Origin of the sequence: Cryobacterium gelidum (genome assembly GCF_004403985.1) — a bacterium.
Taxonomy (GTDB): domain Bacteria; phylum Actinomycetota; class Actinomycetes; order Actinomycetales; family Microbacteriaceae; genus Cryobacterium; species Cryobacterium gelidum.
This window is the reverse complement of record NZ_SOHL01000003.1, coordinates 357,535-383,164: the sequence shown is the minus strand read 5'-3', so window position 1 is coordinate 383,164 and position 25,630 is coordinate 357,535. Positions and strand designations below refer to the sequence as shown.

21 protein-coding genes are annotated in these 25,630 nt (G+C 65.6%); 11 read left to right on the top strand and 10 right to left on the bottom strand.

Annotated features, from left to right (window positions below):
- The first annotated feature begins 63 nt into the window (after window positions 1-63).
- On the top strand, window positions 64-1,314 hold the full coding sequence (locus E3T50_RS01955; RefSeq protein ID WP_134550309.1) for a PrsW family intramembrane metalloprotease: 1,251 nt from the start codon (window positions 64-66) through the stop codon (window positions 1,312-1,314).
- A 208-nt stretch (window positions 1,315-1,522) separates the two neighbouring features.
- Window positions 1,523-1,894, top strand: a complete 372-nt coding sequence (locus tag E3T50_RS01950; RefSeq protein ID WP_134463875.1) for an FKBP-type peptidyl-prolyl cis-trans isomerase — start codon at window positions 1,523-1,525, stop codon at window positions 1,892-1,894.
- Between the two features lie 134 nt (window positions 1,895-2,028).
- Here E3T50_RS01950 and E3T50_RS01945 read toward each other — a convergent pair whose 3' ends face one another.
- Entirely contained in the window at window positions 2,029-2,472 is a 444-nt protein-coding gene (locus E3T50_RS01945; protein ID WP_134550308.1) for a pyridoxamine 5'-phosphate oxidase family protein, read from the bottom strand.
- 209 nt (window positions 2,473-2,681) lie between these two features.
- On the opposite strand from E3T50_RS01945, the gene E3T50_RS01940 reads away from it, so the two are divergent.
- Window positions 2,682-4,430, top strand: coding sequence for a BCCT family transporter (locus tag E3T50_RS01940; RefSeq protein WP_241990690.1), 1,749 nt, complete (start codon window positions 2,682-2,684; stop codon window positions 4,428-4,430).
- 23 nt (window positions 4,431-4,453) lie between these two features.
- On the opposite strand, the gene E3T50_RS01935 is transcribed toward E3T50_RS01940, so the two are convergent.
- Both E3T50_RS01935 and E3T50_RS01930 read right to left on the bottom strand, forming a co-directional pair.
- Window positions 4,454-4,720: a protealysin inhibitor emfourin gene (locus E3T50_RS01935; protein WP_134550306.1), complete on the bottom strand. Its 267-nt coding sequence runs from the start codon at window positions 4,718-4,720 to the stop codon at window positions 4,454-4,456.
- 9 nt (window positions 4,721-4,729) lie between these two features.
- Window positions 4,730-5,890 (bottom strand): M4 family metallopeptidase, encoded by a 1,161-nt coding sequence (locus tag E3T50_RS01930; protein ID WP_134550305.1) that lies wholly within the window; start codon window positions 5,888-5,890, stop codon window positions 4,730-4,732.
- Between the two features lie 268 nt (window positions 5,891-6,158).
- Between E3T50_RS01930 and E3T50_RS01920 the strand changes: the two genes are divergently transcribed.
- The 7 genes from E3T50_RS01920 to E3T50_RS01890 all read left to right on the top strand — a co-directional run bounded on the left by E3T50_RS01920 (window position 6,159) and on the right by E3T50_RS01890 (window position 16,463).
- Entirely contained in the window at window positions 6,159-7,274 is a 1,116-nt protein-coding gene (locus tag E3T50_RS01920) for an AI-2E family transporter (RefSeq protein ID WP_134463867.1), read from the top strand.
- Window positions 7,275-7,339: 65 nt separating this feature from the next.
- Complete coding sequence (locus E3T50_RS01915; RefSeq protein WP_134550304.1) at window positions 7,340-10,273, top strand: aminotransferase; 2,934 nt, start codon at window positions 7,340-7,342, stop codon at window positions 10,271-10,273.
- A 145-nt stretch (window positions 10,274-10,418) separates the two neighbouring features.
- Window positions 10,419-10,688: a 30S ribosomal protein S15 gene (rpsO, locus tag E3T50_RS01910; RefSeq protein ID WP_092112143.1), complete on the top strand. Its 270-nt coding sequence runs from the start codon at window positions 10,419-10,421 to the stop codon at window positions 10,686-10,688.
- 220 nt (window positions 10,689-10,908) lie between these two features.
- Window positions 10,909-12,423 (top strand): amino acid permease, encoded by a 1,515-nt coding sequence (locus E3T50_RS01905; protein ID WP_134463863.1) that lies wholly within the window; start codon window positions 10,909-10,911, stop codon window positions 12,421-12,423.
- A gap of 341 nt (window positions 12,424-12,764) precedes the next feature.
- Window positions 12,765-15,053, top strand: a complete 2,289-nt coding sequence (locus tag E3T50_RS01900; RefSeq protein ID WP_134550303.1) for a polyribonucleotide nucleotidyltransferase — start codon at window positions 12,765-12,767, stop codon at window positions 15,051-15,053.
- 168 nt (window positions 15,054-15,221) lie between these two features.
- Window positions 15,222-16,070 carry an SGNH/GDSL hydrolase family protein gene (locus E3T50_RS01895; protein WP_134550302.1) on the top strand — a complete coding sequence of 283 codons (849 nt, stop codon included), beginning with the start codon at window positions 15,222-15,224 and terminating at the stop codon, window positions 16,068-16,070.
- Between the two features lie 60 nt (window positions 16,071-16,130).
- A complete protein-coding gene (locus E3T50_RS01890; RefSeq protein ID WP_134550473.1) occupies window positions 16,131-16,463 on the top strand; it encodes an ArsR/SmtB family transcription factor in 333 nt (110 codons plus the stop codon).
- 102 nt (window positions 16,464-16,565) lie between these two features.
- Here E3T50_RS01890 and E3T50_RS01885 read toward each other — a convergent pair whose 3' ends face one another.
- The 7 genes from E3T50_RS01885 to E3T50_RS01855 all read right to left on the bottom strand — a co-directional run bounded on the left by E3T50_RS01885 (window position 16,566) and on the right by E3T50_RS01855 (window position 24,381).
- Complete coding sequence (locus E3T50_RS01885; RefSeq protein ID WP_134550301.1) at window positions 16,566-18,098, bottom strand: hydrogenase large subunit; 1,533 nt, start codon at window positions 18,096-18,098, stop codon at window positions 16,566-16,568.
- A complete protein-coding gene (locus E3T50_RS01880; protein WP_134550472.1) occupies window positions 18,098-19,546 on the bottom strand; it encodes a proton-conducting transporter transmembrane domain-containing protein in 1,449 nt (482 codons plus the stop codon). The genes E3T50_RS01885 and E3T50_RS01880 overlap by 1 nt, the downstream gene beginning before the upstream one ends.
- A complete protein-coding gene (locus E3T50_RS01875; protein WP_134550300.1) occupies window positions 19,546-20,205 on the bottom strand; it encodes a hypothetical protein in 660 nt (219 codons plus the stop codon). Before E3T50_RS01875 ends, E3T50_RS01880 begins: the two co-directional genes overlap by 1 nt.
- A 12-nt stretch (window positions 20,206-20,217) precedes the next feature.
- Window positions 20,218-21,171 carry a respiratory chain complex I subunit 1 family protein gene (locus E3T50_RS01870; protein WP_134550299.1) on the bottom strand — a complete coding sequence of 318 codons (954 nt, stop codon included), beginning with the start codon at window positions 21,169-21,171 and terminating at the stop codon, window positions 20,218-20,220.
- Window positions 21,168-23,240 carry a proton-conducting transporter transmembrane domain-containing protein gene (locus E3T50_RS01865; RefSeq protein ID WP_198417921.1) on the bottom strand — a complete coding sequence of 691 codons (2,073 nt, stop codon included), beginning with the start codon at window positions 23,238-23,240 and terminating at the stop codon, window positions 21,168-21,170. Before E3T50_RS01865 ends, E3T50_RS01870 begins: the two co-directional genes overlap by 4 nt.
- Window positions 23,237-23,722 (bottom strand): NADH-quinone oxidoreductase subunit B family protein, encoded by a 486-nt coding sequence (locus E3T50_RS01860; protein ID WP_134550298.1) that lies wholly within the window; start codon window positions 23,720-23,722, stop codon window positions 23,237-23,239. The genes E3T50_RS01865 and E3T50_RS01860 overlap by 4 nt, the downstream gene beginning before the upstream one ends.
- Before the next feature lie 194 nt (window positions 23,723-23,916).
- A complete protein-coding gene (locus E3T50_RS01855; RefSeq protein WP_134550297.1) occupies window positions 23,917-24,381 on the bottom strand; it encodes an Lrp/AsnC family transcriptional regulator in 465 nt (154 codons plus the stop codon).
- A gap of 131 nt (window positions 24,382-24,512) precedes the next feature.
- Here E3T50_RS01855 and pdhA point away from each other — a divergent pair, with 131 nt between their 5' ends.
- The gene (gene pdhA / locus E3T50_RS01850) at window positions 24,513-25,625 is read left to right on the top strand and encodes a pyruvate dehydrogenase (acetyl-transferring) E1 component subunit alpha (protein ID WP_134550296.1); all 1,113 of its coding nucleotides are present in this window, start codon (window positions 24,513-24,515) and stop codon (window positions 25,623-25,625) included.
- Window positions 25,626-25,630 lie beyond the last annotated feature (5 nt).

Here is a 25,630-nt window from a genome sequence, read left to right as displayed (position 1 = left end):
GCGCGGGCGGTACCCGGTCGATTTTCACATCGTTCCCGGTACCGGGGCCGGTATTCTCTAATCATGAGCCTCGACCAGACACCAGGCCACGACCCGGCCCCCGTGCAGAGGCCGGAACAGTCTCTTCCCGTGCAGGCGAGTCCGGCCCCGGTGCAACCGGTCTGGAGCCGGCCGGTGCGCCCGTCGCGCGCCGGCCGCATCGTCGTTGCCGTTGTCGGCATCGTGCTCGCCGGGCTGGCCCTGCTCGTTGTGTTCGTGTATTTGACCACCTTCCTCGGAACCGGCGCGCTGCTGTTCGGACTGCTCCTGGCTCTGCTGCCGCTGGCCGTCGTGCTACTCGCGGTGCGCTGGATCGATCGCTGGGACCCGGAGCCGCGGCCCGCGTTGATCTTCGCGCTGCTCTGGGGCGCCGGAATCTCCATTTTCAGCGCCCTGGTGTTCGACCTCGGCGTGCAGATCACGATTGCGGCCAGCGCGGGCGCGCTCACCGGGAGTGATTTCGCATCCGCTGTTATTCAAGCCCCGATCGTGGAGGAAGTCGCCAAGGGCTTTGGCGTGCTCGTGTTGTTCTGGGCGGTGCGACGACATTTCGGCGGCCCCGTCGACGGCGTCGTCTACGCCACCACGATCGCGGCCGGCTTCGCGTTCTCGGAGAATATTCAGTACTTCGGCCTGGCCATGACCGAGGGCACCGCGCAGAGCCTCGGCATCACCTTTCTGCTGCGTGGGGTATTCTCGCCGTTCGCGCACGTCACGTTCACGATCTGCATCGGGCTCGCTCTCGGCCTGGCGGCGCGCCGCGGCGCCACCAAGAGCGCAGCGGTTGGCTACTTTCTGCTCGGCCTGGTGCCCGCGATCGCCCTGCATGCGCTCTGGAACGGCTCAACCTTCGTGCTCGCCGGCGACGCCTCGATGCTGTTCTACTACGTGGTTGTGCAGGTGCCGTTGTTCATCGTCGCCATCCTGATCGTGGTGTTCCTGCGCCGCCAGGAGGAACGCATCACCCTGCGCCGGCTGCACGAATACTCGCAGGCCGGGTGGTTCACGCCGGCGGAGGTTTCCATGCTGGGAACCGGCACCGGCCGACGCCAGGCGCTGGCCTGGGGCAGACGACAGGACCGATCGAAGAAACTCGCAATGAGGCGCTTCATAGCGGATGCCACGCGGCTCGCCTTCGTGCGCGACCGCCTCGTTCGTGGCCAGAGCACCCCGGCACTGCACGCCTATGAGGCGCGATTGTTCCAGCTCCTGATGAATCATCGGGCCGACGTACTCGGGCCGACACTGCCCGGTGCGGCGCCAGCGGCACGGTAGTCGCGCTCACCCGGACCGCGATTCTTCGGTTGCAAGATCAGCACAAACAGAAACCCGCCGCCTCGGTGGTGTGGCAATGCCGACGACTCTACCGATGCGACGAGTTGGTGTACGTCAAGAGTGCACCCGTCGGCGACCGGGCGCAAGCATTATTTTTGAAGGTCCCGCTCGGTGTGCATTCCGGCGCTGAATCCGGTTGGATAGGGGCATGACTGATTTGAATTCCAAGCCCGAAATTGACTTCCCCGAGGGCGCAGCGCCCGAACAACTCGAGATTACCGATGTCGTCGTCGGTGACGGCGCCGAGGCCACCGCCGGTGCCACCGTTGACGTGCACTACCTTGGCGTCGAGTTCTCGTCCGGCGATGAGTTCGACTCGTCCTGGAACCGGGGCCAGTCGATCAACTTTCCGCTGCGTTCGCTCATCGCCGGCTGGCAGCAGGGTATTCCCGGAATGAAGGTCGGCGGCCGGCGCAAGCTCATTGTGCCCCCGCACCTCGCCTACGGGCCAGCCGGTTCCGGCCACCGTCTGTCCGGCCAGACCCTGATCTTCGTCATCGACCTGCTCGGCGTGAGCTAGGCGGAGTCCCACCCGAAGTGCCACACCGGCCGGGATGCCGCTGATAAAGTCGCATCTCGGCCGGTGCCGTTCATCATGTTTGCCCCGGTTCGTGGCGACGGAAAGCAACGCCACCAGATATCAGCGCAGGGCGGCTAGAGCAGGGTCGCTGCCGGCTCTGGGCCGAGTGGGAACCGCCGGCCGGTGATCGATGCGGGCACGATCTCGACGAAGACCGGCTTGACCGTTGGAATCAGCGGTCGCAACGGCAAGCCCCCGGCAACATCGATGTCACCCTGGGTATCAAGCGCCCTGGCCGTTCCATGCACGACGACGCTCCACGCGTCGTCCCGGCCGACGCCATCCGTTTCAAAAGCAACCCGGTTGTTGACCGTGAGTTCGACCAGTTTGGTACCGGCTGCGGTGCGAAACAACAGCCGCCGGTCGGCGGCGATGAAGTTGACCGGAAAAATATCGGGTATCCCGCCCGCGGACACCGCGAGGCGCCCCAGACTGGCCGAGAGCAGCGCATCCCAACATTCTTCATCGCTGAGAATCTGCACCGCTACTGCAGCCGCGTTCGCATCGTCGAAAGTCATGATCCATCGTCACACGCCGGAAGCTTCAGGGCGAGGGGGAGAGACCCGATTGCTGCGCCGGAGTTGGCAAACACGCAATAAAGCATATTGCCCCGACAACGTGGGCCGCATACCTGTAGGCTGGAATTTTTGCCCGGTGGGGCAGGTTCCTGGCAGTGCAGCACCGTATTTCCATCGCGCGCCGAATTCTATTTTTTGAGAAGGTCCGAGTGAGCGCACAACCCGAAGTACCGGCCAGAACGCCGAAGAGTAGCCCGACTAAATCCCGACGTTTCGTCGTTTCTGCACCCCGAGTGTTTTATCCGGCGCTCGGCATCATTCTCGCCGTCGTCATCGTCGCCATCGCCTTCCCGGTGCGCACAGGCAATGTTCTCGCCCTGCTGCAAGGCTGGGTAGTGGCTGGCCTCGGCCCGTACTATATGGTCATCGTGGCCGCGTTCGTGGTGTTCGCGATCTGGATGGGTGCAAGCCGTTTCGGCGACATCAAGCTCGGCCAAGACGACGATAAGCCCGAATTTGGCATCATGAGCTGGTTTGCCATGCTGTTCGCGGCCGGTATGGGCATCGGCCTCGTGTTCTGGGGGGCGGCCGAGCCGCTCACCTTCTTTACAGACCCAAAACCCGGCGTGACCGGGGGCTCGCGGGAGCTCGCTGCGGCCGCCATGTCGCAGACCTTCTTGCACTGGGGCTTCCACGCCTGGGCCATCTACGCCGTGGTGGGGCTCGCTCTGGCCTACTCCATTCACCGCAAGGGGCGCCCGGTATCCATTCGCTGGGCGCTGGAGCCCCTGCTCGGTGACCGGGTCAACGGCCGCCTGGGTGATGCCATCGACGTCATCGCCATTGTCGGAACGCTGTTCGGAGTGGCAACCTCGCTCGGCCTGGGGGTCAAACAGATTGCAGCCGGGCTGAGTTACCTCGGTGTGGTGGGAGACGTCAACAACACCCTCCTCGTTGTGCTCATAATCGTGATAACGGCCATCGCCACTGTCTCCGTGGTCAGTGGTGTCGGCAAGGGCATCAAATGGCTCTCCAACATCAACCTCGGCATGGCCGGACTGCTCCTGATCGCCGTGCTGGCTCTCGGCCCCACCCTGTACCTGCTGCGCCTACTCGTCGAGTCCATGGGCGGGTATTTTCAAAACATCGTTGGACTCACCTTCGACGCCGCTACCTTCACCGGCCAGGCCGGTATCGACTGGCAGGGCGCTTGGACGATTTTCTACTGGGGCTGGTGGATCTCGTGGGCGCCGTTCGTCGGTGTCTTCATCGCCCGTATCTCGCGTGGCCGTACCGTGCGCGAGTTCATCGCGGGCGTGCTCCTCGTTCCGACCCTGGTTACCTTCGTCTGGTTTGCTGCCATGGGTGGAAGCGCCATCCGCCTCGCCTGGGAGGGCGATGGCGGCGGGCTCTTCGACCCCGCGGTCGGGATCATTTCCGAGAACGTGCTGTTCAACTTTCTCGGTCAGCTGCCGCTCGGCGGCATCCTCTCGGTGCTCGCGGTTATTGTCGTGGCGATTTTCTTCATTACCTCGGCTGACTCTGGTTCTCTCGTGATCGACATGCTCGCCTCCGGCGGCGACACCAACCCGCCCAAGTGGAGCCGCATCATGTGGGCGAGTCTCAGCGGAATCGTGGCCATCGCCCTATTGCTGGCCGGTGGGCTCGCTGCGTTGCAGACCGGTGCGATTCTGACTGCGATTCCGGTGAGTATCGTCATGATCGGTATGTGTATCGCCACTTACCGGGCATTCCGCACCGAACACGAGGTGCTCGTCAGCGCTGAGCGCCGCCAGCGCCGCGAGGAGATGGCTCGCCGCGTCGGCAAGACCGTCACCGCGAACCTCGAGAAGAACTTCGACGATCACTTCGGCGACCAGGTCGACGGGCACATTGAAGCGGCACTGACCGATGATCCGGATCGCCGGCCGCGCTGGGGCCGTCGCCCCAAAAAGTAGCGCCGGCTGCAGCGCTCAGGCGGCTACATGCCGTTGGCGGCCCTGACCCGGTTGACCAGATCGCGCCACGGACCGTTCATCTCCTGTTCGGCGAGCACCACTTCGTGTGGGGCACACCGAATGCGGTAGGCGAACCGGTCGGGGGTGGCCTCGCTGTCGGTGACCTCGTCCCAGGGCAGGGAGTTCAGAAACTCGGTCCAGAGAATCGGGTCGGGTTGTTCTTCGACCTGGACTTCCCATGTCAGGCGGATGCCCGCCATCCCGCCGCTGCGAGAGACGATGACTTTCATGGCGCGATGTTACTCCGGTGGTTGGGCCGGGGCTGGTGGCGTCGGCAATGTGGGTTGCGTGAGTGCCGGTGCAGGGGATGCCGCCACCACACCGACCGTCGCCCAGGCCTGCAGAACCGCGTCGTGGGCGGTGGAACTGTTGCCGTAGAGACGAGCGGCCGTGTCGGCCGTTGCCGCCGCGAAGGCGGCAAAGTTGCTCCTCCGGTCGAGACCGGTGCCGGTCAGCGTGTCGTACCAAATGCGACCGGGTGTTTCCCAGGCATTGCCGCCGAGACTCTCCGCAACCAGGAAGAACGCACGGTTGGGGATGCCCGAGTTCAGGTGCACCCCGCCATTGTCGTCCTCCGTTTCAACGTAGCCGGCCATGCTGGCGGGCTGCGGATCCTTACCGAGGACATCGTCGTTGTACGCCGTACCGGGCGCTTTCATCGAACGGAGGGCTTCGCCCTCGACTTGGTCGGTGAACAGGCCTTTGCCGATCAGCCAGCTGGCCTCGGCCGTCGATTGTTTTCTGGCGTGCTGCTCGACCAGGGCGCCGAAGACGTCGGAGATGGACTCGTTCAAGGCCCCCGACTGGCCCCGGTATTCCAAGTTTGCCGTGAACTGAGTGACGCCGTGTGTGAGCTCGTGCCCGATCACACTGAGCGAAATCGTGAATCGGTTGAAGACCTCCCCGTCACCGTCGCCGAACACCATGCGTTCGCCATCCCAAAAGGCGTTGTCGTACTGCTTGCCGTAGTGCACGGTCGCGTCCAGCGGAAGTCCGGAGCCGTCGACGCTGTCCCGACCGAACTGCGACCAGAACAGGGTCTGGGTGGAGCCGAGACCGTCGTACGCCTCATTCACGGCTGGATCGCTACCGGGCGCTTGGCCTTCGGCGCGCACCCGGCGACCGGGCAGGCGCTCCTGGCCGCCAGCATCTGAAATTGTGCGGTCAAACTCGCCCGGGGTACGAGTAGGCAGAGTGCGAGCCCCGGAATAGGCAAATGGACGCCCCCCACCGCGCAATTGCCGAATCTGCGAGTCCCGCAGCAGCGACTGCCGCGCGGCCGCCGCGGCCTGTGCGAATCGGGGGCCGTCAAGTTTCGCCAGCCGCACGAGCAGGTACGGCGGAACGATCGTGCAGTGCGGGGGGAGCCTGGGATTCAGCGGATACGGCAAAGTGTCCATGATCAGAGTCTGGCACCGGCCACCGACATTGCAACCGCTCCGGCGCCGAGCCGTACGGTTTCGATCATGCCTTCACCTACGATCACCTGTCGTGGCGGTCGCTCGCCGACGGGCCGTGGAATGCGACCATGCCCACCCTGACCGCGCGAGCGCGGCATCTTTGCCGGTGACGAATCCATTCTCGACACGGTCGCGGCCACCCTCGAGTGAATCGGCCAAAGAGCCGGTCGGTCGAGGTTTCTGCGTAGCGGATGTCTAGGCTGGGTGTATGCGCGCACAAGACGACCCCACGCCCTTGGTTTCTCGTACCCCGCTGACCGACCGACTCGGCTGGCTCGGATTGCGTAGCGGGCAGATTCTGCTCGTCATCCTCCTGTCCGCCGTGGTCATCTACGGGCTGGTGCAGCTCAAGCTCGTCGTTATTCCCGTGCTGATCGCCATCATCCTCGCCGCAGCATTGAGCCCGGTCATCAACGGCCTGCGCCGGCGCGGCGTCGCTGCGATTCTGGCCACCTGGATCACCCTGCTCGGCGGCATTGCCTTTTTCGGCGGCATCATCACGCTCATCGTCTTCGCGGTGCGCGATCAGTGGAACGAGCTATTTTCCTCGGCCTCCCAGGGCATCGATCGGCTGCAACAGTTTCTCATCGAGGGGCCGATCCAGATCGATGAGAAGCAGATAGACGACGCGCGCACCGCGGTGGTCGATTTCCTCACCAGCAGTCAGTTCGGCACCGGAGCGCTCGCCGGAGCGTCGGTAGTGTTCGAGCTGGTGACCGGGGCCGTGCTGCTTGTGGTCATTCTGTTCTTCTTTCTCAAGGACGGCGACCAAATCTGGAACTTCTTCCTGACGCCCTTCAAGGGCGAGCGCCTCGCCCGCGGGCGCCGCATCGGCCAGACCTCGCTGCGGGTGCTCGGCGGCTACGTGCGCGGCACGGCGATCGTCGCCGCCGTCGATGCAACCGCGATCGGTGTCGGCCTGGCCATTCTGCAGGTGCCGCTTGCCCTGCCGTTGGCGGTGATCGTGTTCCTCGGAGCGTTCATTCCGCTGATCGGTGCGACCGCGGCCGGTGTCCTCGCCGCCCTGGTGGCCCTCGTCGCGAGCGGGCCGGGCGTCGCGCTGATCGTCATCATCATCGTGATCGCCGTCAACCAGCTCGAGGGCAACTTTCTGCAGCCGGTCGTCATGGCTCAGTCGCTCAAGCTGCATCCGCTCGTCATTCTGGTGGGGTTGACCGCCGGAACCATCCTCGGCGGCATCGTCGGCGCCGTGCTGTCGGTGCCGATCGCGGCCGTCGCATGGGCCATCGCCAAGGCCTGGCACGCAGCGGATGTTCCGCGCCCGCGCGCGATCCCGCCCAAGCGTCGCGTACGTAAGCGCTGACCCGGCGCATCCATGTCACCTCGTCGGTCTACCCGTGCTCGTGCCACCCTCGTGACTGGAGAACAATGACCAAGCACAGCCCCTTCCACCTGCCGCGCCCACGCCTGACGCTCGCGCAGGCGACCCAACTTGCCCGCGATCGGTTTGGCGTCACGGGCACCGTCAGGGAACTCGGCAGCCACCAAGACCGCAACTTTCGCATCGAGACGGATACCGCCACCGTCGTTCTCAAAGTCTCCAACCCGGCCATCGCCACGGTCGAGCTCGAGGCTCAAAACGCTGCCCTGGCGCACCTCGACAGCGCTGGACTCGACGTTCCCGCAGTCGTTGTCGGGATCGACGGCCGTGCGATTCAGCGCGTCACCGTCGACGGACAAAACCTGGACCTGCGCCTGCTGACCTATGTCGACGGGCATCCGCTGACCGACTCCGTGCGCCTCTCGAACGAGCAGATCTGCTCGCTCGGTGACGTGGCCGGTCGCATTGTTCGCGGCCTCGCCGACTTCGAGCACCCGGGAGCCGACCGGTTTCTGCAGTGGGACCTGCGGCGCGGCGGCGAGGTCATCGACGCCCTCCTTCCCGCCGTCGACGACGATGCCCGCCGCGAGCGACTGCGCAGGGTCACCGACGCCGCCCGGCAGCAGCTCGCACGGGTCGCCGCCGAACTGCGGGTGCAGACCATTCACGGTGACCTGACCGACGACAACGTGGTGAGCCGGGAGGACGTCGCCGAGACCATCACCGGCGTGATCGACTTCGGCGATGTGGCCCACGGCTGGATCATCGCCGAGCTTGCCGCGACATGTGCGTGCGTGCTCTACCGCAGCCCGCAGCATCCACTCGCCATTCTCGACACGATCGAGGCTTTCGCCGCGCAGGTGCCGCTCACCGACGCCGAACTCACCGCCCTGTGGCCCCTGATCGTGCTGCGCACGGCGGTACTCGTCGTGAGCGGCGAACAGCAGGTGCACCTCGACGGTGACAACGACTACGCCGATGCCAACCGTGCCAGGGAGTGGCTCGCCTTCGACACGGCGGCCGACCAAACCGCAGCGCAGATCGAAGCCCTCATTCGCTTGGCGTTGACCGACGAGGGCGCGCCGGTCGTGGCCGGCAACCACCCCCTGTTCGGCCCACTGGAGCCGGCGGCCATCATCGACCTGTCGGTCACGAGCGCCGTGTTCGATGCCGGAAGCTGGCTCGAGCCCGGCATTGACGAGCGGGTGGCAGCGGATGCCGCAGCCCATCTCGGCCACGCCGTCACCCGTTACGGCGAGTACCGGCTGTCGCAGACCCGCCGAGACACGGCCGACGAGTCGATCACCCTGGCTCTCGGCGTCGAGGTGTATCTGTCTGCCGAAACCCCGGTCATGGCGCCGATCGACGCGACCGTGGTGGTGGTCGATGCCGATACGGTTCGGCTGGAAGGCGGCAACTACGACCTCTGGTTGACCGGCGTCGACGCTGCCGCCCTCGACGGCCAGGCCATTCGAGCCGGAACCGCTCTCGGCACGATCTCCGGCGCCGTGGGGGCGCGCTCCATCGGAGCACGGCACGGCACGGCCATCGCCCGGGTGACGGTGCAGACCGGCCGGCTCCGCGGCATCCGCCCCCCGTTTTTCGTCGCACCGTCGAGCGCTGTGCTGTGGCAACGGGTCTGCCCCGACCCCTCTGCCCTGCTCGGGCTGGCGACCATGCGCCCGCTCGCCGACCCAGCCGCCCTGTTGCAGCGCCGCGACACGGTCTTCGCGCGCGTGCAGGAACACTATTACGCGGCACCGCCGCAGATTGAACGCGGCTGGAAACACCACCTCATCGACACTCACGGCCAGAGCTACGTCGACATGATCAACAACGTCACGACCGTCGGACACGGTCACCCGCGCATTGCCGAGGCGGCACGCAGCCAGTGGTCGCTGCTCAACACCAACTCCCGTTTTCACTACGAAGAGCTCGTGCGGTTCACCGAGCGCCTCGCCGAACTCGCTCCCGACCCCCTCGACACCGTATTCCTGGTCAACAGCGGCACCGAGGCCGTCGACCTGGCCCTGCGCCTGGCCCTGACCCATACCGGCCATGACACCGTGCTTGCGGTGCGGGAGGCGTATCACGGCTGGTCGATGGCAGCGGATGCCATCTCATCCTCGGTCGCCGACAACCCGCGGGCGCTGGAAACGAGGCCGGACTGGGTGCATCTCGTCGAGGCACCGAACGCCGTGCGCGGCAAATACCGGGGCCTGCAATCGGCGCCGCACTACCTGAGCGATCTCGACGGCGACCTGCAGACCCTCGCCGGAGACGGACGCACGGTCGCCGCGTTCATCGCCGAACCGGTGTTCGGCAACGCCGGCGGTGTGCTGCTGCCCGATGGCTACCTGGCCGGAGTCTACGAGAAAGTGCGCTCGCGCGGCGGGCTCTGCATCGCCGACGAGGTGCAGGTGAGCTACGGGCGCCTCGGCCAATACTTCTGGGGCACCGAACAGCAAAACGTGGTTCCCGACATCATCACCATCGCCAAGGCGATGGGCAACGGGCATCCGCTCGGGGCGGTGATCACCCGCCGGGACATTGCCGAACGTTTCGCCGATGACGGACCCTTCTTCTCCTCCGCGGGTGGCAGTCCGCTCAGCTGCCGCATCGGCCTCACCGTGCTCGACATCATGCGCGACGAAGGCCTGCAGCAAAATGCCGAGGCGGTTGGTCGGCACCTGAAGCGGGGACTCGAGCGTCTCGGCGAACGATTCGATCTGGTCGGTGCGGTCTACGGTACGGGGCTCTACCTCGGCGTCGAACTGGTGAGTGATCGGGAGGACTTCACGCCGGCCACCGCCGTCGCCGCCATGATCTGCGACGAACTGTTGCTGCGCGGCTGCATCGTGCAGCCCACCGGCGACTTCAAGAACGTACTCAAGATCAAGCCGCCGCTCTGCCTCAGCGTCGCCAGCGCCGACCATTTTTTGCTCGCTCTCGAAGACGTGCTGGGTGTACTCACGACCTGAGACGGGTCTCAAATTCGCCCAGCGTGACCGCGTCGGCCGCCCACTCTGCTAAAGTATGTAGGTTGCCGTTCAACGGCCGCGGATAAAGAGAGCTCAGGCATTCAGCCAAGGGCACCGCGCAGTGAGAGAAAGGGGATCCCACTTTATGGCACTCGAACCAGATGCTAAGAAGGCGATCATCGAAAAGTACGCTACCCACCCAGGCGACACCGGGTCCCCGGAAGTTCAGATTGCAATGCTCACGCAGCGCATTCTCGACCTCACGGAGCACCTGAAAGAGCACAAGCACGACCACCACTCACGTCGTGGCCTGCTTCTTATGGTTGGTCAGCGTCGCCGTCTGCTCGGTTACCTGTCGGACATCGACATTACTCGGTACCGCACACTGATCGGCAGCCTCGGCCTGCGTCGCTAACGTTCTTCCAGCGAATGCAGCGTTGATAACGCGAACTTCTTACAAACGGGTCGTCACCTTGCAGGTGGCGGCCCGTTTTGTTTACCCCGCGTTGTGAAAACGGATGCCTCTGGCCAGATTCACACGGAGATGCCGACCCAAAAAACCTCGCCCGGTCGCATGCGGACCCTCGAGCGCTAGCATGGAGGGTCGGTAATAAACGGATCGGACCCCACCACGCATGAGTCTCTGGCGCATCAAAAGTATTGAAGATTCCATCGCAGACTCGCTGGAGAAGGGCCATAGTCTCAAACGGACCCTCGGCACCTGGGACCTCATGATCATGGGTGTCGCCGTGGCTGTCGGCGCGGGCATTTTCTCGGTCGGAGCCAAGGCAGCGGGCAGTTATGCCGGTCCGTCTGTCACGCTCGCCTTCTTGCTGGCCGCCTTCACCTGTGCCCTCGCCATCATGTGTTATGCCGAGTTTGCCTCCGCTGTGCCGGTCGCCGGCTCCGCCTACACCTTCACCTACGCCACCCTCGGCGAGCTGCTCGCCTGGATCATCGGCTGGGATCTGATCCTCGAGATGCTTACCGCTGCTGCCGTGATCGCCAAGTATTGGGGCATCTACCTCAGCACAGTGTTCGACCTGGCCGGCTGGAACGTTCCTTCTACGATCAGCGTGCTGGGGCTCGACGTCAGCTGGGGTGCCTTCGTCATCGTGGCCATTTTCACCGCGCTGCTCGTGCTCGGCACTCAGCTCTCCGCTCGGGTTGCGAGCGTCTTCACCATCATCAAGGTCGCCATCGTCGTCTTCGTCATCGTCGTCGGGGCTTTCTTCATTAATCCGAAAAACTACACCCCGTTCATTCCGGCCGAAGTTCCCACGACCGGCGGCGGCGATGATGTCTGGATGCAGTCGCTGTTCTCCTTCATGACCGGTGCGGCTCCCGCCCAGTACGGCCTGTTCGGCCTGCTCGCCGGCGCTTCCCTGGTCTTCTTCGCGTTCATCGGCTTCGACGTCGTGGCCACGAGCGCCGAAGAGGTGAAGAACCCGCAGAAGACCCTGCCGCGCGGCATCTTCGCCGGCCTCGCCATCGTCACCGTGCTCTACCTCGGCGTGAGCTTGGTGCTCACCGGCATGGTGCCGTACACGGTGCTGGCCGATGACCCCAATGCCTCCTTGGCGACCGCATTTGTTGCCGTCGGCGCCGGGTGGGCCGCGCAGGTTATCTCCCTCGGAATCCTGGTGGGCCTCACAACCGTGATCATGGTGTTGTTGCTCGGTCTTTCCCGGGTGTTGTTCGCGATGAGTCGCGACGGTCTGTTGCCACGCTGGCTCAGCGTCACGAGCGAGAAGCGCCGCACTCCGGCCCGCATCCAGATCATTTCCGGCACCGCCGTCGCTCTCATCGCCGGGCTCACCGACGTGGGCGTGCTGGAAGAAATGATCAACATCGGTACGCTGTCGGCCTTTGTTCTGGTCAGCATCGCCGTCGTCGTGCTTCGCAAGAAGCGACCAGACCTGCCTCGTGCCTTCAAGGTGCCGTTCTCGCCGGTGCTGCCTATTCTGTCGGCCGGGCTGTGCTTCTGGCTGATGCTCAACCTCACCACGCTCACCTGGGCGCGGTTTGCGGTCTGGCTGGCCGTCGGCTTCATTGTCTACTTCGCCTACGGTCGTCGCCATTCCGTGCTCGGCATCAAGCAGCGTGCTGCCCTTGCGGAGAGCGCGAAAGCGTCGGTCACCCAGCCTTAGGGCCGGGGACCGGGGCAGCCACCAAGACCCATTCGGTACCGACCGCGGGCCACGCCGATGCGCGCGCCCCTGCTGCCGTGCCAGGACCGACGGTTTCTGGAGGGTCTGTTAGAATTAAGGCGGTTAATCTTGGGATTGGCCGGTTATCTGGAGCGGCCCGGTAGAACGCTGGTTGTCGGTGGTGATTTTCCAACACGGTTTGCACGTGGTGGTGAGTTTCTTCTGATGGCCAGCGGTTACGCCGTTTGACACTGCTCCCTGTCCCACTCGCCTGCCATATGGGCACGCGAGCCTTCATCGCCAGCATGGCGAGAAGCAAACCTAAAGGAGAAAACCCCCACATGGAGGGTCCAGAAATCACGTTCGCCGAAACCGTTATCGATAACGGCAAGTACGGCAAGCGCACCATCCGTTTTGAAACCGGGCGTCTCGCCCAGCAGGCGCAGGGCTCTGCCGCCGCGTACATCGATGAAGAGACGATGCTGCTCTCCGCCACGAGCGTCAGCAAGCAGCCGAAGGACAACTTCGACTTCTTCCCGCTCACCATTGACGTCGAAGAGCGCATGTACGCTGCCGGCCGCATCCCGGGCAGCTTCTTCCGTCGCGAGGGTCGTCCCTCGACCGACGCGATCCTCACCTGCCGTCTGATCGACCGGCCACTGCGCCCGTCGTTCGTCGACGGTCTCCGCAACGAGATCCAGGTTGTCATCACCGTCCTGGCCATCGAGCCCGACGAACTCTACGACGTTCTCGCCATCAACGCGGCCTCGATGTCGACCCAGCTCGCCGGTCTTCCGTTCTCCGGACCGATCGGTGGCGTTCGTGTCGCCCTGATCCCCGACGAGAACGGTGGCGGCCAGTGGGTCGCCTTCCCGAAGCACTCGCAGCTGGACGATGCTGTGTTCAGCATGGTCGTCGCCGGCCGCGTGGTCACGGATGCCGCCGGCGCGCAGGACGTCGCGATCATGATGATCGAGGCCGAAGCGACCGACGCCGCCTGGAACCTGATCAAGGGTGGCGCCATTGCGCCGAACGAAGCCGTTGTCGCTCAGGGCATTGAGGCCTCCAAGCCCTTCATCAAGCAGCTCGTTTTCGCACAGCAGCAGGTAGCCGACGCTGCCGCCAAGCCGACCGCCGACTTCGCCCTGTTTCCGCCGTACCAGCCGGCGACCTATGACGCCGTCGCCGCGCTGTCCTACGACCAGCTCAAGACGATCTATGCGATTGCCGACAAGGTCGAACGCCAGAACGCCGACGACGCGCTCAAGGCATCCGTCAAGACCGCCATCGCCGCCAAGGTCGACGCCGGTCAGCTCGACGCGAGCGCCAACAACCAGGTCAATGCGGCGTACAAGTCGGTCACCAAGCTCGTCGTGCGCTCCCGCGTTCTCGACGAGGGCATCCGTATCGACGGTCGCGGGCTGGCGGACATCCGTCCGCTCGACGCCGAGGTTGCGGTCATCCCGCGCGTGCACGGCTCGGCCATCTTCCAGCGCGGCGAAACCCAGATTCTGGGAGTCACCACTCTGAACATGCTCAAGCTCGAGCAGTCGATCGATTCGCTGAACCCGGTCACCAAGAAGCGCTACATGCACAACTACAACTTCCCGCCCTACTCCACCGGTGAAACCGGTCGGGTCGGAACGCCCAAGCGCCGCGAGATCGGTCACGGAGCGCTCGCTGAGCGCGCCCTGGTTCCGGTCCTGCCGACGCGTGAGGAGTTCCCGTACGCCATCCGTCAGGTCTCCGAGGCGCTCAGCTCCAACGGATCCACCTCGATGGGTTCCGTCTGCGCCTCCACCTTGTCGCTGCTGAACGCCGGAGTGCCGTTGCGCGCCCCGGTCGCCGGCATCGCCATGGGCCTGATCAGCGACACCGTCGACGGCCAGACCCGCTACGCGGCCCTCACCGACATCCTCGGCGCCGAAGACGCTCTCGGCGACATGGACTTCAAGGTGGCCGGCACGAGCGAATTCATCACCGCGATCCAGCTCGACACCAAGCTCGATGGCATCCCCGCCTCGGTTTTGGCTGGCGCGCTGACGCAGGCGAAAGACGCCCGCACCACGATCCTTTCCGTGCTCAACGCGGCGATCGACGCTCCCGACGAGATGGCGCCCACCGCGCCCCGCGTCATCAGCGTGCAGATCCCCGTCGACAAGATCGGCGAGCTGATCGGCCCGAAGGGCAAGACCATCAACTCGATCCAGGACACCACCGGTGCCGACATCTCGATCGAGGAAGACGGCACCGTGTACATCGGCGCCGTCGACGGACCGTCGGCCGAGGCCGCTCGCGCCCAGGTCAACGCCATCGCGAACCCGACCAACCCCGAGGTCGGTGAGCAGTTCCTCGGAACCGTCGTCAAGATCGCCGCGTTCGGTGCCTTCGTCTCGCTGCTTCCGGGCAAGGATGGTCTGCTGCACATCTCTGAGGTGCGTAAGCTTGCAGGTGGCAAGCGTGTCGAGAACGTCGAAGACGTGCTCGGCGTCGGCCAGAAGGTTCTCGTGGAAATCACGAAGATCGATGACCGTGGCAAGCTGTCGCTCGCCCCGGTGCTCGACGAGGCTGCTGACACCGAAGGTCGCGCTGCGGCTTCCGACAGCGCAGACGCTTCGACCGAGCAGTAACACCCCGGTCCAACCTGCCCCACTAGATCTCCCGATCACCTCTCGCCAGGTCGGTCGGGTAGACGGAAGGCCCGCACTGCTTGCAGTGCGGGCTTTTTCGCGCCTGCGGGCCTGCAGAACCGCGACCATGCCTTGCCGACTTCCCGCACCGGGTTTACCGTTCAGCGCATGGCAAATCATCGGTTAATCGTGCGCTTCCTGTCGCGCCTCGGCGCCCTCTCCCTGCTCACCGTCGGCCTGGTCGCGGGCGTGGCAACCGCTCCGGCGCTCGCACAGTCCAGCGCACAGTCCAGTGCGGCATCCGCTCTGGGCTATGTCGCTCTCGGTGACTCATTCACGGCCGGTCAGGGAGCCCCGCCGTACGCGAGCGACGGCACCTTGTGCCTGCGCAGCAAGCGGGCGAGCTACCCGGCGATCGCGGCCCTGGTCAGCCCGTATCGGCTGGTCGCCAACCAGGCCTGCTCCGGCGCCAGCACGGCGGATATCCCGGCGCAGCTCCGCGGTGTCAGCACGCGCACCGCCCTGGTGACCATAACCGTCGGTGGCATCGATGCCGGCTCGAACGCCGTTCTGGCGGCGTGCGCCCCCGACCCGACCAGCCCGGTCTGCAGCGGCGCCATCGATAATAGCCTGGCCGCGCTGGGTGTTCTCGCCCCGAAGCTCGTGGCCACCTATTCAGCCGTGGCGGCGGCCGTCCCGCAGGCGAAGATCGCGGTACTGAGCTACCCGCGCCAGTTCAAACCCGGTTTCTCCCCGCTCGGCGATCTGCTGAACACGGCGACCGACGCCCTGAACGGCGTCATCGCCGGGTCCGTCGCGGCCATGGCGACTCCGCGCATCCGCTTTGTCGACGCCGCACAGGAATTCGCCGGACACGGTATCGGATCCGGGATTCCGTACTTCGCATTTGATCCGCTGAACCCGTTTGCGGTGGCGAACTTTCACCCGAACGCGCTCGGAAACAGCCTCGGTTACACGAGGGCTCTCGCCAACGATGGGGTGTTGCGTCGGCCGTAGCCCGCGTCGCGGCATCATCTAAATGAAGGAATTATAAAGTAGCGATATACTAAAGCTGTGATGTCTTCTGGTCTCCCCGCCGCGCAATTGAAATCCGAGTTGTTCAAGTCGCTCGGGCATCCATTGCGCGTGCAGGTTTTGGAGCAGCTCATTGCCGGGGAACGTTCGGTGGGTTCGCTGGCTGAAGGGCTCGGCTGCGAGCTGTCCAACCTCTCACAGCAGCTCGCCGTGCTGCGCCGCGCTGGCGTGGTCGCGACCCGCCGCGAGGGCAACTCCATCTTCTATGCCCTGCGAGACCCGAGCGCGGTCGAGTTGCTGGCGGCGGCCAAGCGCATGGTGCTGGCCAACCTGACCGACTCGCACGCCATGCTCCAGCACCTCGAGAAGGAATAGCGTCTCGGTACGCTGTGCCGACAGGAGTCAGACAACTGTCGGCCCGTGTCGCTTATGTGATCACCTCATCGCTCGCGGCTACTTCGCGCAGTGAGGCCATCGCTACAGGTCGTTTCCGGCGTAGGAGAGGTTGAAGCTCTTGTTGGCCAGCGGAAAGTCAGGAACGATCGTCTCCGACAGGGCGTGCGGTACGGCGGGCCAGTTGAAGAACGACGGGTCGACGATTTTTACCCGGGCGAGCGTGCCGTCTGCGGCGAGTTCGACCCGGTGGGTGACTGTCCCGCGCCACGCCTCCACCAGGCCCAGCCCGGTGCCGGCCGACGTCGGATTCACGATGAAGGCCGTTCCGGTGTGGCCGTGCAATCGCCGCAACAGGTCCAGGGCGAGGGCGGTGGAGACTTCCACCTCGCGGGCGCGCACGGTGTACCGGGCTAGGACATCGCCACCCTCCTCGGTGACGACGTGGAAGACCTCACCGAGGTTGACGAACGGATGCTGGGTGCGAGCATCCGTAGCGATGCCGGACGCGCGGGCGACGTAGCCGAGGGTTCCGATCGTGGTCGCGTGCCCGTTGGAGAGCCGGGCAGTGCCGGTGAAACGACCGCGCACGATGGCGTGGCCAAGCGTGATGCCGACCAGTTCGGCCATGGCCGCGCTCACGCTGGTGAGCTCGGCCGCATCGGGGAGTGCGTTCACCCGCGTGCCGCCGACGCTGAGGGCGCCGCGCAGCAGGCGATGCCCGGTGACCGATTTGTTGATGCGCAGCAGTTGCTCGCGCAAACCCTGCGCATGGGCGTCGATGATGCCGAAGCCCACGTCATTGGCGAGGGAACCGAGGTCGGTCACGTGGTTGTACAACCGTTCGAGCTCCAGTAGCAGGGCGCGCAGCAGCCGGTCGGGCTCGGAGACCTCGATACCGGCGGCCTGCTCGACGGCCATGACGTAGGCGAGGGAGTGGCCGACGGCGGTGTCACCGCTGATCTGCTCGGCCAAAAGCACTCCCGCGGCGGCGGTCTTGCCCTCGAACACCTTCTCGACGCCGCGGTGAAGATACCACTGGCGGGCTTCCATGCGCACGATGGTCTCGCCGACGACCGAGAATCGAAAGTGACCCGGCTCGATGATGCCGGCGTGGATGGGACCGACTGCAATCTCGTAGACGCCGGGGCCTTCCACGGGCACGAACGGAAACGATTCGACGTCGGGCTCGAACTCGGGCACGACGGCGTTGGCACGCAGCATCGGGTACCAGCCGCGCGGCCAGTGGCCGTGGCGCACCAGGCGGTGCGGCTGCGGGTGGTTGCGGGGAACGACGCCATACAAGTCGCGTAGTTCGCGCTCGAAGTTACCGGCCGACAGGGAGATTTCGGCGAGGCTGGGGATCCAGGCATCGTCCCGCGGCACCCTGACCGAGAGGTCGGCGCGTTGCGACGGGGTGACTCCGACGAAGGAATAGACGATGCGAAAGTCGTCATCGTCCTCGTGGCAGGCGACCAGGGCCAGGCGGCTGCCGGCATCCAGCAGTGCGCCGGCCTCCCTCGTTAGTCTGGAGCGGTCGAGGTGGCGCAGTTCGGCCCCGCCAGCAGCCAGGTTCGTGTCGGCGGCCGGGTCGTGGGGCGTTTGCTCGTCAGTCATCAGTTGGTACCTCCCAGAACAGCTGTGGCCTGCAGCAGCAGGGTGCCGACCGGTTCGGCGACGAACGCGACCGTCGCCGTCGTCGCCAGGGCCAGAATGATCGGCAGGCGTGGCCCGTGGGCCGAGTAGTCGGGCGTGAACGCAACGCCCTCCGGGGGAGCGCCGATGGTCATCTGCACGGTCAGTCGGGTGAACGCGGCGAAGATCACGAGCAGCAGCATGAGGGCCGCTGCGACGACGCCGCCGAGGCCCACCGACCAGCCGGCCATGAAGATGCCGATTTCGGAGAAGAAGATGCTGAACGGCGGAAAACCGACGATGGCGGCCATGGCGATGAGCCACGGTACGGCGAGGCCAGGCCGTCGTATCAGCAGGGCGCGCACGTCCGAGATCACCGGGGTGCCTTCGACCGAGAGGATGCGTCCGGAGATCACGAACAGGGTCGCCTTGATCAGGCCGTGGCCCAGAATGTACAGCAGTACCGAGGGCAGCGCGGCCGGTCCGATGGCGACACCGATCGCCATCAGACCCATGTGTTCGATGCTGGAGTAGGCGAGCATCCGCTTATAGTCGCGTTGGCGGATGAGCAGGGAGGCCGCCACGAGCAGGGAGAGCAGGCCGCCGATGCTGAGCATGATGCGCAGAAACTCCGGGCCGATCACGAGGTTGGTGATCGACTGGATGCGCAGGATGGCGTAGAGAGCGACCGAGAGCAGTACGCCGGACATGAGGCCGGAGACCGGCGCCGGGGCTTGGCTGTGGGCGTCCGGCAGCCAGCTGTGCATCGGGGCGAGGCCCGCTTTGGTGGCGAAACCGAGCACGGCGAGGGCGCCGCCGGCGGTGATGAGCGCCGGGTCGAGGCCGAGGTCGGACCGGCTCAGCAGCAGCCAGGACAGGGTCGGGGTGTCGGTGCCGACCGAGGCGGCGTAGATGAGCACGATACCCAGCAGCGCGATGGCCACTCCGACCGAACCGAGGATGACGTACTTCCAGGCGGCTTCGAGCGATCGGCGGGTGCGGTGGTGACCGACCAGGAACGCGGTCGCGATGGTCGTTGCTTCGACCGCGGCCCACATCAGGCCGATGCTGTCGGCGAGTACGGCGAGTGACATCGCGGCGAGGAACAGGGCGATGAGCGCCTCGTAGCCGGCGGCATCCTCGGTGGGGTGGGGCGTAGCGGGGCTGAGACCGCCCCAGGTGGAGATGAGCCCGACCACCCCGACGACGCCGAGCATGTAGGCCGAGAGCGCATCGGCGCGCAGCATGCCGCCGCCACTCGACGGCACGGTGCCGTCGAGCGCCGCGCTGACCAGGAGCAGCCCAGAAACGAGCACGGCGCTCGACGCGGCCACGCCGACGAAGCGGTGGAGCGTCGAGTTGCGCAGCAGCAGGCCGAGGCCGGCGAAAGCGAGCGGGCCGACGAGGGGAATCCACAGAACCAAGGACATCAATCGTGCAACTCTCTGAGCTGATCGACGGAGGTGCCGCCGAACTTGGTGCGCATACGGCCGGTGAACACGTGCAAAATGAGCACGACCAGCAAAACGTCGAGGGAGACGGCGAACTCGAGCAGAACCGGCACGCCGCCGCTGGTCAGGAAGGCGATGGTGGCAATGCCGTTGTCGAGCAGCAGAAAACCGATGAGCTGCGAGCGGGCGCGGCGCCGGCTGATCAACAGGAGAAAGCCGATCAGCACCATGGCGAGGCCGATCGGGGCGGCATGGCCGGTCTCATTGTCGCCGAGGCCGAAGACGCGGCTGACGACGACGTAGCTGAGGATGGTCAGCAGGGTAACGGCGAGCAGCGCGGCCGTCGGGTTGAGCCGGGGCGATTCCTGAATCTGCTTGATCGACGCTTTGGATTGGTGCGCAAGCACCCACGGCAGGCCGATGCCCTTTACCGAAAGGATGAGGAGCGACACGAGCACCAGCTCCGATTCGCCCTCGGCGATGCCGATCACGGCGACGAGAGCGGCGAGGGCGATGCCCTGCAGCGCGAGTAGCCGGATCGACGCGAGCAGGGAGTGCCGCCAGACCATCAGCGCGCTCGTCAGCAGCAGGGCCCCGGTGCACAGGCCGATCAGTTGGGGATAGAAAGTTTCAAACATGACGGATGCTCCTCAGGCGACCAGGTAGGAGGCGGTGACGGCGAGGAAGGCGAGGGCAAAAGAACCCGCGAGCAGCTCGGGCACCTGGAACAGGCGCACCTTGGCCAGGAAGATCTCGCCGATGCTCAGCATCACGCCGAGCACGAGTACCTTCACGGCAATGCTGACGACGCCGACAGCCAGGCCGAGGGCGCTGAAATCCGTGACGACGCCCCACGGCACGGCCAGGTTGCTGACCAGGCCGAGCAGGGCGGCCAGCTTCAGCCAGGAGCCGACCTCGAGCCAGGCCAGGTCGCGCCCGCTCGCTTCGAGGGTCATCGCCTCGTGCAGCATGGTCACTTCGAGGTGGGTACCCGGATTATCGACCGGCAGACGACCCGTTTCGGCCATGATCGCGATCGACAACGCTACGAGGGCCAGCACGCTGACCGGCGAGATGATGATCTCGGGGGAGAGCAGGCGGGTTTCGACGATGGCAGAGATGGTGCTGGTTCCGGCCGGGATCGACAGTGCGTAGACCGAGAGCAGCAGCGTCGGTTCGACGAGCGCGGCGACCGTCATGTGCCGGCTGGAGCCCATGCCGCCAAACGCCGTACCGCCGTCGAGGCCGACCAGGGCCAGTGCGACCACGCCGATCAGCATGACCGAGACAACGACGAACAGGTCGCTGGGAATGGTCAGGAACGAGATGGTACCCACGAGTGGAAGCAAGACGCACAGCAACAGGCTCGAGACCGTCAGGGCGACCGGCCCGGCCCGCAGCATCCAGCTGCTCTCGGCGGCGCGCACCGGGTCTTTCGCGAGCAGCTTGCGCAGGTCCCGCCAGGGCTGCCAGATTCCCGCACCGGCGCGACCTTCGATCGTGGCCCGAACCTGGCGGATCACCCCGATCAGCAGTGGGGCGAGGAAGACGAACAGAACGACCTGCACGACGGCGATGATGATGGCGCTGATGACGGCGTTCATAGTGAGACCACGATCAGCACGATCAGTAGAGCAACGAAGGAATAGGACAGGTAGCGGTGGATGCTGCCGTTGGCGACGTGCCGCACGACGATTCCGTAGCGTTGGAACAGGTTGAGTACCGGCCGATACAGCCGGGTTTCAAAGACGTCCGAGACGCGCTGTTCCACCCGCACCCGTTCCACCAGATAGCGGGACTCGGCCACGTGGGTGACCTGCACGTCACGCGACGGCTTGAGCACGTCGTCGAAGACCCGCACGAGCGGTTCGGCGTAGGAGGTCGCGGTGTACTGCATGCGCGGCCTCGCCCGGGAGCCGCCGCCGCCCCAGGGCAGGTCGACCGTGCGATGCGGATGTCCGCGGGCGGACACGATGATCGAGACGATCACCGGGATGGCGACCAGCGCCGACAGCACGACGAGCATGATCGGGTCGAGCACCGCCCCGATACCCGGCAGCGAGACGCCGCCGAGACCGATGGACTGCACGGCGGCGCTCGGATTCGAGCTGACGGTGTGCCCGACGAGCGCGGCAATCGGCCCGGGGAGCAGCCCGAGGGCGAGCACGAAGAGGGCGCCGAGTGCAAGCGAGAGCTGCATGAGCGGCGGCACCTCGCGCGCCTTTGCTGCTTCGGCGCTACGCGGTCGGGCTAGAAACGCGATGCCGTAGGCCTTGACGAAGGTGAGCAGCGCGAGGCCGGCGGTGAGGGCGATCACGGCGACCGCGAGGGGCATGGCAACGGATGCTGTGACCGAGACGACCGCCCCGTCCAGACGACCGCCGTGAATGAGCGACTGCAGCAGCATCCACTCGGCGACGAAACCGCTCGTGATCGGGATGGCGGCGGCGCCGAGGCTGGCCACGCCGAACGCGGCGGCGGTGACGGGCATGCGGGCACCGAGCCCGCCGAGCCGGTCGAGGTTGCGTTCCCCGGTAGCGTGGATGATGGCGCCGGCGCCCAGGAACAGCGTCGATTTGAACGCGGCGTGGCTGACGGCGAGGAGCAGGGCGGCCACGAGCGCGGCATCCGCTGCCGCTGTGGCGTCGTAGCCGCGCAGCAGCAGGCTGGCGCCGAGCCCGAGAAAGACCAGGCCCATGTTTTCGGTCGTCGAGTAGGCGAGCAGCACCTTGAGATCGCTCGACACGGAAGCCTGCAGAATGCCATAGAGAGCGGAAGCGCCACCGACCACCATGATGGCGATGCCCCACCAGGCGGGCCCGTCGGGCAGCAGCCGAACGCACACCAGCAGGCCGCCGTAGACACCGATCTTGACCATGGCGCCACTCATCGCGGCTGAAACGTGGCTGGGCGCTTCGGGGAGCACCCGTGGCACCCAGACGTGCAGCGGCACCAGTTCGGCCTTGCCACCGAAGCCGAGCAGGAACAGCACGAACGCCACGTTCGCAGGCCCGGGTTCGATCGCTTGCGGGGTGCTGAAGCTCGTTCCGCCCGAGGCGGCGGCGAGCACGGCGAAGCCAGCCAGAATGAAGAAGAAACTCAGCTGCGACATGGCCGAGTACCAGATTCCCGCCGAGGCGACAGTGGCGCGGCTGGCATGGTCGGCCAGCAGCAGCACGGTGGAGCCCAGGGTCATGATTTCCAAGGCCAGCAGAAACGAGACCGAATCCGTCGCGGCCGGCACGAGCTGCATGCCAACCAGGAACACCGGCATGGCGACCCAGGCGGTGCGGCTCGCGTCGGGTCCATGGGTGGAACTCATCGAGTAGAGCGACACGAGAATGCCGACACCCGAGACGATGAGCATGAACAGGCCGCCGAGGCGGTCGGGGGCCAGCAGCAGTGGGTCCATGGGCAGGGCGATCGAAATGCGCAGGCCACCGGTGCCGCCGAGCATGGCCACGAGGCCGGTCAGAAAGCCGGTCACTGCGATGAGGGTGCAGAGGATGCCGACAGCCCGCGACCGCAGGAACGGTGCCGCTGTCAGGGCGGTCAGCACGGCCAGCGCGCCGAGCCCGAGTTGCAGCAGCAATCCTGCTTCCAGTCCGGTTTGTGGGATCAGTCCCGCTTCGATTTCGGTTTGCAGGAGCAATCCTGCTTCCATTCCGGTCATCGGCCGGTCATTCGGCGCAAGGCTCGCACAATATCGGTCGGCTCTGGCGGGCTGCCCGGCACCTCGATATCCACGTGCACGAAATCGGAAACGGGCCCGATGACGCCGTAACCATCGCGGAAGGCGCCGCCGTGCAGGGCGCAATCACCGACCGCGATCACGAACCGGGGCGTGGGGGTGGCCTCGATGGTGCGCAGCAGAGGCTGGGCCATATTGCGGGTCACGCTGCCGACGATGAGCAGCACGTCGGCGTGTCGCGGTGAGGGAACCAGGCGCACGCCGTAGCGTTCCACGTCGTAGACCGGGCCGAACGCGGCTGCCACCTCGAGCGCGCAGTCGTTGCAGCCGCCGGCGTTGATGAAGCGCACCTGCACGCTGCCGCCGAAGACCTGCGCGCCGTCGAACAGGGGCGGAGCGATCGCGGCCGGTTCGGCGATGCGCGCGCCGTGCCGAATAAGCGTGGCCAATCGCAGGAAACTCACACGAGCCCCCGGTCTGCATGGATGTTCACGAAGCTGGTGCCTTCTGTGGGGAACCCGACGTCGAAGAGAGACGGGCAGACGACGGATTCTGCCATGCGTCTGGTGACGGCAAGACGATCAACGCATAACTTCATTACTTCTTTATATAACTATATAAAGAATATAGCAAATAGATCGTGGCGGACGGGTGCCGCCTACCCGCGTCGGTCGAGCAGCGGAGTGAGCCGATAGGGAATGACCTCGCCCATCGCGAGCGAGGTCTCGGTGCGTTCCACACCATCGCAGGCGAGGATTGTGCCGTCGATGCGAAACAGATCGGCGGCGTCCGTGCAAACCACCCGCACGAGCAGATCGGTCTGCCCGCTCATGCCGTGTGCCTGCACGATCTCGGGGATCAGGGCGAGATCGAGCACGATCTGGGCGAGCCGTTTCTGCTGCACGTGCACCTCGATGAACGCGGTCAGGGGGTAGCCGAGGGCGGCCGGATTGATGCGGCGATCAAAGCCGAGAAAGGCGCCGGAATCTTCCAATCGTTTCATGCGGGCCTGCACGGTATTGCGGGAGAGACCCAGGGTGTCGGCGAGCGCGACGAAGGTGCTGCGCGGGTCGTCCGAGAGCGCTTGGAGGAGCTTGGTGTCGGTCTTATCAAGGCTGTACATAGTGCAAAACATTAACATGGTCTGGCGAGTCTGAATAGGGCACTCTGCTCACTATTTTTGACGGCAGTTGTGCTCTCTGTCCGGTCGACATAGGCTCACGTCAACTTTAGCAATGACGCTCGGAGCGAACCATGATCGATTTCTCCCCCCAGCTGGTGCAGCTTCTCTCGCTCGATGGCGAACGGATGCCCAGCGGCGACTTCGACCCCTGGGTCGCCGACCTCGACGGGCCGGCCCTGCTCGCGCTCTACCGGGACATGGTCGTGGTGCGTCGCATCGACACCGAGGCGACCGCCCTGCAACGCCAGGGCGAGCTGGGCTTGTGGCCGCCGCTTCTCGGCCAGGAAGCTGCCCAGATCGGCTCGGCCCGCGCCCTGCGCAGCGACGACTTCATCTTTCCGAGCTACCGCGAGAACGCGGTCGCGTACTGCCGCGGTGTCAAGGTGAGCGACATTGTGAAGGTCTGGCGCGGCAACGCGCAGTCGGGCTGGGACCCGTACACGGTCAATATGGCGACCCCGGCGATCATCATCGGCGCGCAGACCCTGCACGCCACCGGCTGGGCGCTCGGCGCCCAGCGCGACGAGGTCGACTCCGTCGCCATCGCCTACTTCGGTGACGGCGCCACGAGCGAGGGCGACGTCCACGAGGCCATGGTCTTCGCGGCGAGCTTCCAGGCCCCGGTGGTCTTCTTCTGCCAGAACAACCAGTGGGCCATCTCCGAGCCGGTCGGAGTGCAGGCGCACCGCAACATCGCCGATCGTGCCCCGGGCTTCGGCATCCCGAGCCTCCGCATCGACGGCAACGACGTGATCGCGGTGCTGGCGGCGACCCGCATCGCGCTCGACCGGGCCCGCACCGGAGGCGGACCCACCTTCATCGAAGCCGTCACCTACCGCATGGGGCCGCACACCACAGCGGATGATCCCACCCGCTACCGCGATCCGGCCGAACTCGCCGAGTGGAAGACGCGCGACCCCGTGCTGCGCCTGCACCGGCTGCTGACCAGTCTCGGTGAAATCACCCCGGAGGTCGAGGCGGAAACGGCGGCCCTCGCCGACGCCGCAGCCGCCGAACTGCGCGCCGGCTGCATCGGCATGGCCGACCCCGAGCCGCTCAGCGTCTTCGACCATGTCTACGCGACCCCCAATGCAACCCTCGAACGCCAGCGCAGCGATTATGCCGGCTACCTCACGAGCTTTGGCACGGAACACGATAGTGCCGAACAGAACCGAAAGGCGTGACGACC